14 protein-coding genes and 1 pseudogene are annotated in these 12,369 nt (G+C 67.4%); 4 read left to right on the top strand and 11 right to left on the bottom strand.

From position 1 onward, the window contains the following. Positions 1-6 precede the first annotated feature (6 nt). The 3 genes from apaG to ACZLIF_RS03360 are packed head-to-tail and all read left to right on the top strand — an operon-like array spanning position 7 to position 2,072. The gene (gene apaG / locus ACZLIF_RS03370; RefSeq protein WP_053519676.1) at positions 7-390 is read left to right on the top strand and encodes a Co2+/Mg2+ efflux protein ApaG; all 384 of its coding nucleotides are present in this window, start codon (positions 7-9) and stop codon (positions 388-390) included. 15 nt (positions 391-405) lie between these two features. Further along, the gene (locus tag ACZLIF_RS03365) at positions 406-1,428 is read left to right on the top strand and encodes a symmetrical bis(5'-nucleosyl)-tetraphosphatase (RefSeq protein ID WP_128990584.1); all 1,023 of its coding nucleotides are present in this window, start codon (positions 406-408) and stop codon (positions 1,426-1,428) included. Further along, positions 1,425-2,072, top strand: a complete 648-nt coding sequence (locus tag ACZLIF_RS03360; protein WP_128990585.1) for a DUF1287 domain-containing protein — start codon at positions 1,425-1,427, stop codon at positions 2,070-2,072. The genes ACZLIF_RS03365 and ACZLIF_RS03360 overlap by 4 nt, the downstream gene beginning before the upstream one ends. Before the next feature lie 61 nt (positions 2,073-2,133). Here the strand turns inward: ACZLIF_RS03360 and ACZLIF_RS03355 are convergent, their stop codons facing one another. The 10 genes from ACZLIF_RS03355 to ACZLIF_RS03310 form a co-directional block, all read right to left on the bottom strand. Next, complete coding sequence (locus ACZLIF_RS03355; RefSeq protein WP_128990587.1) at positions 2,134-2,625, bottom strand: dihydrofolate reductase; 492 nt, start codon at positions 2,623-2,625, stop codon at positions 2,134-2,136. Positions 2,626-2,638: 13 nt separating this feature from the next. After that, on the bottom strand, positions 2,639-3,202 hold the full coding sequence (locus ACZLIF_RS03350) for a hypothetical protein (protein WP_241686021.1): 564 nt from the start codon (positions 3,200-3,202) through the stop codon (positions 2,639-2,641). Next, a complete protein-coding gene (locus ACZLIF_RS03345; protein WP_128990589.1) occupies positions 3,199-3,993 on the bottom strand; it encodes a thymidylate synthase in 795 nt (264 codons plus the stop codon). Before ACZLIF_RS03345 ends, ACZLIF_RS03350 begins: the two co-directional genes overlap by 4 nt. Further along, the gene (gene lgt / locus ACZLIF_RS03340) at positions 3,990-4,874 is read right to left on the bottom strand and encodes a prolipoprotein diacylglyceryl transferase (RefSeq protein ID WP_065182837.1); all 885 of its coding nucleotides are present in this window, start codon (positions 4,872-4,874) and stop codon (positions 3,990-3,992) included. The genes ACZLIF_RS03345 and lgt overlap by 4 nt, the downstream gene beginning before the upstream one ends. A gap of 60 nt (positions 4,875-4,934) precedes the next feature. Next, the gene (locus tag ACZLIF_RS03335) at positions 4,935-5,429 is read right to left on the bottom strand and encodes a TPM domain-containing protein (RefSeq protein WP_128990593.1); all 495 of its coding nucleotides are present in this window, start codon (positions 5,427-5,429) and stop codon (positions 4,935-4,937) included. Continuing rightward, entirely contained in the window at positions 5,429-6,316 is an 888-nt protein-coding gene (locus tag ACZLIF_RS03330) for a TPM domain-containing protein (RefSeq protein ID WP_414488135.1), read from the bottom strand. Before ACZLIF_RS03330 ends, ACZLIF_RS03335 begins: the two co-directional genes overlap by 1 nt. 3 nt (positions 6,317-6,319) lie before the next feature. Further along, positions 6,320-6,940, bottom strand: coding sequence for a LemA family protein (locus ACZLIF_RS03325; RefSeq protein ID WP_128989160.1), 621 nt, complete (start codon positions 6,938-6,940; stop codon positions 6,320-6,322). Between the two features lie 489 nt (positions 6,941-7,429). Next, a complete protein-coding gene (locus tag ACZLIF_RS03320; RefSeq protein ID WP_053516410.1) occupies positions 7,430-8,590 on the bottom strand; it encodes an MFS transporter in 1,161 nt (386 codons plus the stop codon). A 264-nt stretch (positions 8,591-8,854) separates the two neighbouring features. Continuing rightward, on the bottom strand, positions 8,855-9,604 hold the full coding sequence (locus tag ACZLIF_RS03315; protein ID WP_004144462.1) for a TerC family protein: 750 nt from the start codon (positions 9,602-9,604) through the stop codon (positions 8,855-8,857). A gap of 33 nt (positions 9,605-9,637) precedes the next feature. Then, positions 9,638-10,033, bottom strand: a complete 396-nt coding sequence (locus ACZLIF_RS03310; RefSeq protein WP_053516413.1) for a diacylglycerol kinase — start codon at positions 10,031-10,033, stop codon at positions 9,638-9,640. Positions 10,034-10,245: 212 nt separating this feature from the next. Between ACZLIF_RS03310 and ACZLIF_RS03305 the strand changes: the two genes are divergently transcribed. Beyond that, positions 10,246-10,947, top strand: a complete 702-nt coding sequence (locus tag ACZLIF_RS03305; RefSeq protein ID WP_065182787.1) for an SGNH/GDSL hydrolase family protein — start codon at positions 10,246-10,248, stop codon at positions 10,945-10,947. 80 nt (positions 10,948-11,027) lie between these two features. On the opposite strand, the pseudogene ACZLIF_RS03300 reads toward ACZLIF_RS03305, so the two are convergent. Beyond that, a pseudogene (locus tag ACZLIF_RS03300) lies at positions 11,028-12,300 on the bottom strand (sensor histidine kinase). Positions 12,301-12,369 lie beyond the last annotated feature (69 nt).

The raw sequence follows: 12,369 nt of genomic DNA, 5'->3' as shown, positions 1-12,369 counted from the left end.
GCCGGTATGGAAGACGCTGACGTTTACGCCATTTCCGTCGAGGTCGCACCGCGATTCCTCGATGACCAGTCCGTGCCGGAAGACGGCCGCTATGCGTTCGCCTATACGATCCGCATCCACAACCAGGGCCGGGTGGCCGCGCGGCTGGTCGCGCGCCACTGGCGCATCACCGATGCCAACGGCCGCGTCGAGCACGTCGATGGCGAAGGTGTGATCGGTGAGCAGCCGCGGCTGCGTCCCGGTGAAGACTTCCACTACACGTCCGGTGTCATGCTGGCGACCGATCACGGAACCATGCAGGGCCACTACGACATGGTCGCCGATGACGGCACCGAATTCGCCGCGCCGGTCGCACCGTTCGTGCTGGCCATCCCACGTACCCTGCACTGACACGGAGGCCGGACGATGAGTGTGTGGGCGATCGGCGACCTGCAGGGCTGCTATGACGTGACCCAGCGACTGCTGGAGAAGCTCCGCTTCGACCCCGCGCAGGACACCCTGTGGTTCTGCGGCGACCTGGTCAACCGCGGTGGTCAATCCCTGGAAACGCTGCGGCTGGTGCATTCGCTGCGCGAGCACAGCGTGGTCGTGCTGGGCAATCACGATCTTTCGCTGCTGGCGGTCGGTGCACGCACCGAGGAAGAGCAGCGCAAGGTCAATCCGGACCTGCTGCGCATCGTGCAGGCCGAGGACCGTGACGAACTGCTGGACTGGCTGCGCCTGCAGAAGCTGGTGCATGTGGACCGCGAGATGGGCTGGATGATGGTGCACGCCGGCCTGGCGCCGAAATGGACCACGCAGATGGCCGAAAAGCATGCGGCCGAAGTCGAAGTGCAACTGCACGGCGCGGGCTACCGCAAGCTGTTCCGCAACATGTATGGCGACAAGCCAAGCTGGGCACCGAACCTGTCCGGCTACGACCGTTCGCGGGCGATCATCAACGTGCTCACCCGCATGCGCTACTGCACTCCGCGCGGACGCATCGGCATCGAGGACAAGGGCACGCCGGGCACGCAGGAACAGGGACTGTATCCGTGGTTTGAAGTGCCCGGCCGGGTCGAGCGCGACCTGAAGGTCGTATGCGGCCATTGGTCGGCGCTGGGCCTGACCATCACCCAGGGCGTGCACGCCATCGATACCGGCGCGGTATGGGGCGGCAAGCTGACCGCGATCCAGCTCGATACCGATGAGCTGCGCGTGGTGCAGGTGCCCGGCCGCGATGTACCTGCTCCGGTTCCGAATGCCCGGCCGCCGGCGCGACCGGCCCACGAGCGGTCTACCGCTGCGGCACAGGGCAAGGAACAGGGCGGCGGAAACACCGCTGCCAACCCGGGCAACCGCGGCCCACGTCGCCGCCGTCGGCGCGGTGGTGGTGGTGGTGGCGGTACGGGTGGCGGCAACAGCACCGGCACGCCTCCGCAGGCATGACCGCGCGCGGTCGGGCACCATGGACGGTGCTGCTGCTGACGCTGGCCCTGGCCAGCGGCTGCCAGCCCGGTCCGGCCCCGGTTCCCTCCGGCGGCGAAAACGCCGGCCACGTACCAGCGCAACCGCAGGCGTCTTCGCCGCCGCTGGTGACCGCGGCGCGCGCACAGATCGGCGTCACCACCCGCTACGACCCGGCCTATCGGGTGCTGGCCTATCCCGGCGGGGACGTCCCGATTGATCGCGGCGTGTGTACCGACGTGGTGGTGCGCGCCCTGCGCGATCTGGGACTGGATCTGCAGGCGCGCGTGCATGAAGACATGCGCAGCAGTTTCGGCGCCTATCCCGCGATATGGGGCCTGTCACGGCCGGATCGCAACATCGATCATCGCCGCGTACCGAACCTGATGCGCTGGTTCGAGCGGCAGGGTTGGCAGCAGCCCATCACGGCCCTCGCCGCCGACTACGCGGCAGGCGACATCGTCGCCTGGAAGCTCAATGGCAACGGCCTGCTGCACGTGGGCATCGTCTCCGATCGGCAGCTGGCCGACGGGACACCGCTGGTACTGCACAACATCGCGCGCGGGACCCGGGAAGAGAACCTGCTGTTCCAGCACGCCATCATCGGGCATTACCGGATGCCGTAAACGATCCTGTAGCCTTGAGGAACGAGGCCGGGCGTGGCCCGGCTCTACAGATGCACGGCGATCAGCGGCGCACGTAATGCACGAAGCGGAACGCGTAGGCGTGGCGTTCGTCGGCCGGATGCGGCTCACTGCCTGTTTCCCGCCACAGCTGCGGGTCCACCTCGGGGAAATGGGTGTCGGCCGGCACTTCGGCATCGACCCAGGTCAGGTACAGGTCACTGGCCTGGTCCAGCAGCTGGCGGAAGATCTCGCCGCCTCCGATGACACACAGCTCACCGGCACCCTCGCCTTCAGCGATCGCCTTCGCTTCGTCCAGCGAGCCCACCGCGCGCATGCCCTCGAACGGCACCTGGCCGCTGCGGGTCAGCACCAGGTTGGTCCGCCCCGGCAGAACGCGGCCGATCGACTCGGCCGTCCTGCGCCCCATCAGGATCGGCTTGCCCAGGGTGAGCGCCTTGAAGTGCTTGAAGTCATCCGGCAGGTGCCAGGGCATGGCATTGCCCTGGCCGATGCCACGGTTGCGATCCAGCGCCACGATCATCGAAAGCTTCAATGCTGCGACCTCCTCAGTTGGCATCGATCTGCAGGCGTTCGCAGGCAGCGTTCGCTGCACTGGCGGCCTGCAACGCCGCAGCCAGCGCAGGGCTGGACGTGGACTGCTCGTCCAGGCCACCAAGGATCTTCTGCTTCTGCGCCTCTTCGATATCCTTCAGGCCCGGTCCTGACAGGATCTCTGCCGACAGCGCGGCGGTATCGGTGCTGGCACGACGTGCCAGAAACGCCTGCAACTGGTCGCTGGAATAGACGTTGGCAAGCTGCTGCTCGAGCGTGCGCTGATAGGCCGGATCCTCAATACCGGCCTTCAGGTGGTCGGTCATTGCCGTGTACATGCCCGTTACCGCCTCACGCATCTGCGCCCGGCATCCTTCCGGGACATCCGGGGGCATCATGGTGCTGCCGTTGAATGCCCCGGCGAACGCATGCACTTCCTCGCGCATGTGCGTGTGCACGATCTGCTCATTGACCTGCCTGGCCAACGACAGCGCATCGGCCGGTCCGGCCTGCGCCATGGCCAGCGGCAGCATGCCGCACAGCGCCAGCAGGCTCCCGGAAATCAGGCGGATACTCATACCGCCACCGGCGCCTTGATCGCCGGATGCGGGTCGTAGCCGTCGATGCGGATGTCGTCGAACTGGAAACCGAACAGGTCGGTCACGTCCGGGTTCAACCACAGCTTCGGCAGCGCGCGCGGTTCGCGCGCCAGCTGCTCACGGGCCTGCTCGAAATGGTTGGAGTACAGGTGCGCATCGCCCAGCGTATGCACGAAGTCGCCCACGCCCAGGCCGGTGGCCTGCGCAACCATGTGGGTCAGCAGCGCATAGCTGGCGATGTTGAACGGCACGCCGAGGAAGATGTCGCCGCTGCGCTGGTACAACTGGCAACTGAGCCTGCCATCGGCCACGTAGAACTGGAACAGGTTGTGGCAGGGCATCAGCGCCATCTGCGAGAGCTCGCCCACGTTCCAGGCGCTGACCACCAGCCGCCGCGAATCGGGGTTGCGCTTGATCTCGTCCACCAGCCACTGCATCTGGTCGATCTCGCGACCATCGCCGGTGGCCCAGCTGCGCCACTGCTTGCCGTACACCGGGCCAAGATCACCGTTGCCGTCGGCCCATTCGTCCCAGATCCTTACCTGGTTGTCCTTCAGGTAGCCGATGTTGGTATCGCCTTTCAGGAACCACAGCAGCTCGTGGATGATCGAGCGCAGGTGCAGTTTCTTGGTGGTGACCAGCGGGAAACCTTCGTTGAGGTCGAAGCGCATCTGCCAGCCGAACACGCTGCGGGTGCCGGTACCGGTGCGGTCGCTCTTCTCCGTCCCGTGCTCCAGCACGTGCGAGAGCAGGTCCAGGTAGGCCTTCATGCCTTGCCCTCCACCGCCAGCGGCTGCGGCTGCAGTACCGGTGCGCGGCGCGACATCGCCAGCAGCACCAGGCCCAGCGCGATCAGCGGCAGGCTGAGGATCTGGCCGCGGGTGAGCCAGTCGAACGCTACGTAGATGCCGTTGTCGGGCATGCGCACGAATTCCACCGCGAAGCGGAAGACACCGTACATCAGCGCGAACAGCCCCCCCACCAGATAGCGATGGCGTGGCTTGGCCGACACCGCCCACAGCACCACGAACATCACCAGCCCTTCGAGGAAGGCTTCATACAGCTGCGAGGGGTGGCGTGCGTACTGGTTCAGCGCGCCGGTCGCGAACTGCGCCTGCAGGGTCGCGTGGTCAAGCTGGTTAAGCGGAGCCGGCAGGCCGGACGGAAACACCACGCCCCAGCTGCCGTCGGTGTACTTGCCCCACAGCTCTGCGCCGATGAAGTTGCCGATGCGGCCAAAACCCAGGCCCAGTGGCACCAGCGGCGCCATGAAGTCCATGGTGTCGAAGAAGTGCAGCCTGTGCTTGCGCGACCACCACCAGCAGGCGCCGAGCACGCCCAGCAGGCCACCGTGGAAGCTCATGCCGCCGTCCCATACCTTGAACAACAGCAGCGGGTTGTGCAGGAAATCGCCCAGCGCGTAGAACAGCATGTAACCGATGCGCCCGCCCAGCACGACGCCCAGCATGGCGTAGAACAACAGGTCGGAGAATCCGTTGGCATCGACGCCGGGCAGGCGCCCGGCGGCGATCCGGCGACGACCGAGCAGCCAGGCGGCGGTGAAACCCAGCAGGTACATGATGCCGTACCAATGCACCTTGATCGGCCCCAGCGAGAGGGCGATGGGGTCGATGTCGTGGAAATAGATCATGGAAGACGCCTGGCAGGAGTACGGGTATTTTAGCGCCCCGACCCGGCCCGGGACCGGGGCTCAGCCCAGGATCTGCGGCGCATTCGGGAGCGCGTCATCCTCCGACCGCGTCGAGGCCGGAAAGTGCCCTTCGATCAGGCTGGAGACTTCGTCGATCGCATCGCGCAGCGCATCCACCGGACTGGCGCCGCGCAGGCCTTCGCGCAGGTGGGTGCACACCCGCTGCCACTGCGCCGCGCTGACCCGGTCGCTCAGGCCCCGGTCGGCGACGATCTCGATGGCGTGGTCGGCCAGCAGCAGGTAGATCAGTACGCCGTTGTTGTGCCGGGTATCCCAGGTGCGCAGGTGGGCGAACGCCTGCTCCGCCGCCTGGCGCGGCGTGATTCCGCGCCAGACCGCGTGCAGCGGCAGGTCGGCTTCGACAGCGAACATCACCTGGCCGCCGTGGCGCTGCTCACCGGCAGCGATGGCCGCGGTGATCGCCTGCAGCGTGGCGGGGGGAAACGCCCGTCGTACCGAGGGCGAGAACAGATGACGGCAAAGACGACGGATCATCACCAACCTCCCGAAGCACCACCGCCGCCGGAACGGCCGCCGCCGCCGCCCCAGCCGCCACCACCGCCGAAACCGCCGCCGCCCCCGAAACCACCACCGCCGCCCCAGCTGCCGCCGCCCCAGCCACTGCCGCCGGCAAAGCGGCCGGGATGGCCGGACAGCATCGCCACCACCAGCCCGACAACGCCGGCCAGGCCACTGGCCAGCAGGGTGGAGGTGAACAGGAAGGCAGCAACCGCCGCACCCGCACCTCCGAGCAGCCCGCGCACCGGCCGCGGCACCCGCGAGAACACGCCCCGCAGCACCGTGCCTGCGAACACGCCGATGAACAACGCCAGGATCCAGGTATCGCCACCGCCGTCGGCCTCCCGCCCGCGCTGGCCACTGACCGGCGCCGGCAGCGACTCGCCGTCGATCAGCCCGACCAGTACGGCGGTGGCATCGGTGATGCCGCCGGCGTAGTCGCCACTGCGGAAGCGTGGCACCAGATATTCCTGGATGACGCGGTTGGCGATGGCATCGGGGATGGCGCCTTCAAGACCATAGCCCGGCTCGATGCGCACACGCCGGTCATCCTTGGCCACCACCAGCAGCACGCCGTCATCCACACCCTTGCGGCCGATCTGCCACTGGTCGAAGACCCGCGTCGTGTACTGCGCGATGTCCTCCGGCTGCGTCGTGGGCACCACCAGCACCTGCAGCTGGCTGCCCTTGCGCTGTTGCAGGTCCAGCGCCTGCTGCACCAGCGCCTGCTTCTGCGCGGCGTCCAGCGTGCCGGTGGTGTCGACCACCGGCGAGTCCAGCGCGGGGATGGGCGCCAGCGACTGTGCGTGGCCGGCCAGCGGCAGCCACAGCAGCATGACCAGCAGTGCCGTCGCCAGACGCATGGCTCAATGGCCCGGCTGCGGTGCCGGCTGCTGCTGCGGCGCGTTGCCGAAATCGACGGCCGGTGCGTTGGAGATCTGCGCTTCGTTGTCCACGGTGAAGTTCGGCTTGGTCTTGTAGCCGAACAGCTTTGCGGTGATCACCTGCGGGAACGAGCGGATGTAGGTGTTGTAGTCCTGCACCTGCTGGATGTAACGACCACGCGCAACCGTGATCCGGTTTTCGGTGCCTTCCAGCTGGGCCTGCAGGTCGCGGAAGTTCTGGTCGGACTTCAGTACCGGATAGTTCTCGGTCACCACCAGCAGCCGCGACAGCGCGCTACCCAGTTCGCCCTGGGCCTGCTGGAACTGCTTGAGCGAGGCTTCGTCATCGGCGTTGACGTTGATCTGGCCGACACGCGAGCGGGCGTTGGTGACTTCGGTCAGCACGCGCTCTTCCTGGCTGGCGAAGCCCTTCACGGTCTGCACCAGGTTGGGCACGAGGTCGGCGCGGCGCTTGTACTGGTTGAGCACTTCGGCCCAGCTGGCCTTGACCGCTTCATCCTTCTGCTGGATCGCGTTGTAGCCGCAGCCGGACAGCAGGGAGGCCAGCAGCATCAGGGACAGGACACGGGTGAACAGGCGCATGGCGGAGGTTCCGGGTGGGCTTGGCGCCGAGCATGCCATGGTTCGGGTGAAAGACCGGCCATCGGGCGCCGCCCCCTCCGCGGTGGCCATGCTCATGGATCGCCTGAGTAGTCCGGGCGGGTGGGCATGGCGGGGGACGCCGTGAATCCATCCCTGGAGGCTTAGCCGCGCCATCCATGGCGCGGATACCCCCGCCACGCCCCCCCCCGGCCTCATACGGTTTCCTGCGCACCGCGGGAAGATCAAAAGAAAAAAATCAAAAGCAAAAGCCGGTTCTTCAGGCATTCGTGTCGACCAAGGTCGACACCTACCAGAGAGGAACGCCGTTGCGACAGATCGCGGGAATGGGCCGGGCCCCGCAGGGGTACTTACAGCGTCCCCCTCAACCGGACCCACCCCGCCAACCCACGGAATGCAGGCCTTTGCCGTTGACGTTGACGTTGATTCGGCGGGTGCAGGGCTGCAAGCCCTGCCGGAATCCAACACCCCTCAGCAGGCTTCAGCCACCGCAGTGCGGGGACGCCCCAACCATGCCAGCAGCAGGCCCGATGCCGCCAGCAGGCCACCGGCCACCGGGATCGCGGCGTAGCCCAGGCCCGAGCTGATCACCGCACCGCCGAGCGCCGCACCCACGGCGTTGCCCAGGTTGAACGCGCCCACGTTGATCGACGACGCCAGGCCCGGCGCCTCGGTGGCCGCTTCCATCACCCGGATCTGCAGCGGCGGCACGATGGCGAAGGTCGCCGCGCCGAACAGCAGTACACCCAGCGCTGCGGTCACGGGATTCATGAAGGCCAGCGGCAGCACGAACATCAACACGGCCAGCGCCGCCAGCAGGATCCGCGTAGCGCCATCCAGCGACCAGTCGGCCATTCGCCCGCCGATGCCGTTGCCGATGGTGAAACCGATACCGATCAGCGCCAGTGACATCGCGATGAAGGCATTGGAGGCACCGGTCAGCTCGGTCAGCACCGGCGCCACGTAGGTGTACAAGGTGAACATGGCACCGGCGCCCAGCACCGTGGTGGCCATGGCCAGCAGCACCTGCGGCTGCAGGATCGCCTTCAGTTCACGGCGCACGTCCGGGCGCGGGCCCGGTGCCGAGGCCGGCAGGGCCAGGCCGAGCGCGATGATCGCCACTACGCCCAGCACTGCGGTGCCGGCGAAGGACAGGCGCCAGCCCAGCTGCTGGCCGACCCAGGTTGCCAGCGGCACGCCGCCGATGTTGGCGATGGTCAGGCCCATGAACATCGTGGCCACCGCCGCCGCCTGCTTGTCCTTCGGTACCAGGCTGGCGGCGACCACCGCACCGATACCAAAGAAGGCACCGTGGTTGAGGCTGGTGACCAGCCGCGACAACAGCAGCAGGCCATAGTTCGGCGCCAGCGCCGACAGCAGGTTGCCGACCACGAAGATCGACATCAGCAGCATCAGCGCGGTGCGCTTGCCGAAGCGCCCCATCAGCAGCGTCATCACCGGCGCGCCCAGCATCACGCCCATGGCGTAGGCCGTGATCAGCATGCCGGCGGTGGGAATGCCAACCCCTACGCCGTCGGCGATGACCGGCAGCAGGCCCATCGGGGCGAACTCGGTGGTGCCGATGGCGAAGGCGCCGACGGCAAGCGCCAGCAATGCGGCTCTGGACTTCATGGGGGACTTCCTGGGGGCGGGAATCGGGAGCGCGTAGCCTGCGCGCTTTGCCGCACCGGATTAAGCCTCGCCCGGGGAAAACACTGTTGATGCGGGTTCACAAGTGAAGGTGTACGCCGGCATTGCAGGCAAAAGCCCCCGCCGGGCATGGCCCGGCGTTGCCCGAGGCGTGGCGTACCCCGTTAGCGCCGGGCTATGCCCGGCGGACGCGGTAGCCCGCAAAGCAGAACCCCCGGCCGGGCCGGGGGTTCGAAGTCATACGCTTTACCAGTCGCCGGCGCCCGGCACGTGGTGGTCGCGCGCGCGACGGCGCATCAGCAGGTTCAACCATTCCACCAGCACCGAGAAGCCCATCGCGGCGTAGATGTACGGCTTGGGCACGTGCACGTCGAGGCCGTCCAGGATCAGCACCGCGCCGATCAGCAGGATGAAGGCCAGCGCCAGCATCTTCACCGTCGGGTTGGCGTCGATGAAGCGCCCCAGCGGATTGGCCGCCAGCAGCATGACCAGCACCGACAGCAGGATGGCAGCGACCATCACCGGGATGTGGTCGGCGATGCCGACGGCCGTGATCACCGAGTCCAGCGAGAACACGATATCGATGATGGCGATCTGCAGGATGACCATGCCGAACACGCCCGACGCCTTGCTGGTCGCCGGATTCTCGTCTTCGCCACCGGTGATCAGTTCCTTGATCTCCATGTAACCCTTGATGATCAGGAACAGGCCACCCACGATCAGCACCAGGTCGCGGATCGAGATGCCCATGCCGGCCACGGTGAACAGGTTGGCGGACATGTGGGCCAGGTAGGCCAGCGACACCAGCAGTGCGATACGGGTGATGCAGGCCACGGCGATGCCGAGCTTGCGCGCAAAGGGACGGCGCTCTTCCGGCAGCTTGCTGACCGCGATGGAGATGAACACCAGATTGTCGATGCCGAGCACGATTTCCAGCGCGCTCAGGGTGAACAGGGTCACCCAGGCGTTGGGGTCGGCGAGGAACTCAAAGGACATGGAAACTCTTCAAGGCAGTGGGGGAATGGGGGTTCAGCCGTAGCGGCCGGCCAGTGCATGCGGGACCACGACCAGGGCCCAGCACAGCAGTACGTTCATCATCAGCACGAACACGGCGGCCGAACCCATGTCCTTGGCGCGCCCGGCCAGCTCGTGGATCTCGCTGCCGTAGCGCTCGATCACGGCCTCGATGGCGGAGTTGGCCAGTTCCATCGCCAGCACCAGCAGCATCGAGCCGATCAGCAGCGCGCGCTCCACCGGGGTCTGGCCGAGCCAGATCGCCACCGGGGTCAGCAGGACCAGCAGGTAGACCTCCAGCCGGAACGAGGACTCATGCAGCCAGGCAGCCCGCAGGCCCTGCCAGGACCAGCGCGCGGCCTGGAAGATGCGGCGCGGGCCGCGCGGCATGTGGCCGAACTGGTCAGCCACGGGTGGAGCATCCAGCAACGGGGGCGCGGCGCAGCGACCGCTCAGACGCACGGCAGGGAGTCATGGGTGCACAGGGATGGGCAGACAGTCGCCATTTTGCCACAAGGCCGCCGGCCATACTCCGCGCGGCCGGGCCGAATGGCCTGCCGGGGACAAGCGCGGGCCGCGCCCGCCTCCTATGATGGCTCCCTCCTTCCTGCCTGGAGTGCACGATGTCCCACCGCCGTCCCGCTCTGCTGATGCTGGGCCTGCTGACCCTTGCGCCGCTGGCGCTGGCACGCGTTCCCTCGCCGTCGCCCCGCGTTCCCGAGCAGGTCTCCAACGTGGCCTGGGCCGCCGACATGGCCGCCTTCGCCGCCGCCGACAAGGTCGCCCCGCCGCCTCGTGGTGGCATCGAGTTCATTGGCAGTTCGTCATTCCGGATGTGGGACAGCCTGGCGGCCGATTTCGCCGGCCAGCCGGTGTTCAACCGGGGCTTCGGCGGCTCGGAAGTCCGGGACAGCACCTGGTATGCCGGACAGATCGTGATCCCGTACGCGCCGTGCAAGGTCTTCCTGTACGCCGGCGACAACGACCTCAACAGCGGCCGCAGCGCCGTGCAGGTGCGCGACGATGTGGTCGCCTTCGTGCAGCGCGTGCATCGCGACCTGCCCAAGACCCGGGTGGAATACGTGTCGATCAAGCCCAGCCCGTCACGGGCGCACCTGCTGCCGGCGATCAACGAGGCCAACACGCTGGTCAAGGCGGCGCTGGCCAGGCTGCCCAACACCGGCTTCACCGACATCTACACGCCGATGCTGGGCGCCGACGGCCAGCCTGATCGCGCGCTGTTCCGTGAGGACATGCTGCACATGACGCCCGCCGGATATGCCATCTGGACCCGCGCGCTGGCACCGAAGGTGACCTGCGACTGAGACACTGCGCACGCCGGGCATGGCCCGGCGCTACCCCTGCCATTCCGCGGAATGCCCGCTTCTGACCCGGCAAAAGCCCTCTAGCGGAAAATCACGGTGGCTTCGGTTCCCTGCCCGGGTTCGCTGGAGAGGCTGACCTTCCAGCCGAAGCGATCGCACAGCCGGCGCACGATCGACAGGCCCAGTCCGGTGCCCTGCGGGCGACTGGGTTCGGCGCGGTAGAACGGCTCGAACGCGCGCGACAGGGCTTCGGCAGACATGCCGATGCCGGTGTCGCGCACCACCACCCGGTCGTCGCGCACATGCACGTCGATGCGGCCTTCGTCGGTATAGCTGCAGGCGTTGCGCACCAGGTTGCTGACCACCACCTGCAGCACCCGCGGCGGCGCATGCAGATTCACCGGTCCGTCGCTGTGCAGGTGCACCACGACCGGGCGCGTACCCAGCAGTTCGTTGGCGTTGTCCACCTCGTGACGGACGATGTCGTTGACATCGAACAGCTCGACCTGCGGCTCGACATCCGCCTCGCGGGCAAGGATCAGGAAGGCGTCGATCACCGCTTCCATGTCACGCCCGGCACGCTGGATGCGCTGCAGGCTGCGGCGCAGGCGCGGCTGCAGGGAATCATCCCCCAGCGCCATGTCGCTGGCCACGCGGATCACCGTCAACGGCGTGCGCAGTTCATGGCTGGCATCGCGGGTGAAGTTGCGTTCGCGGGCGACATGCGCGCTGACCCGGTTGGCCAGCGAATGCAGGGCCGCGGCGAGCTGCCGGGTCTCGCCCTGCATGTCCGCCGGCAGTTTGTTCGGTTCCAGATCGGCTGCCTCGGGGTGGCCGGGGTCCCAGCGCGACACGCGCCGCGCCAGCCAGTTCACCGGCGATACCAGACGCTTGGACGCGCGATAGGTGATCCAGCTGGCGCCATACACCGCCAGCAGGGTCAGCAACACCGGCACGATGCCGAACCAGAACGCCAGCATTTCCGCGCGTGAGCGCAGGAATACCAGATACAGGCGGCCGGCCGGCCGCACATCGACCAGGACCAGCTGGTCATCCGCCGGCAGTTCGTGGAAACCGGGCTCCAGGTCGCGCAGGTTGGCCGGCAGCGACAACGCGGACTGGCCGCTTTCCAGCAGGTAGCCGCGGATGTTCTGCGTATTGGGGGGGGGGCTGTGCCGGGGATGCGTCGTGCAGCGTCCAGTAATACGCCGCTTCCTCGCGCAGCGCTGCACCGACCAGGCTGTGCTTGATGACCAGCGACACCAGCCATGCGCCCAGCAGGATGCCCAGGCTGGCCAGCACTGCCTGCAGGATGAAGGCGATACGGATCTTGCGCGGCAGGCCGTGCGGCATTGCGGGGTCCCGGTCAGAGCGCTGCGATTATAGGCAGCGCACCGCGCCGTGGTCGTGCAGGGATGATGA

This window comes from Stenotrophomonas sp. 2201_Sma (assembly GCF_056486685.1).
Note: the sequence above shows the minus strand (reverse complement) of the source record. Positions and strands in the feature narration are given on the sequence as shown.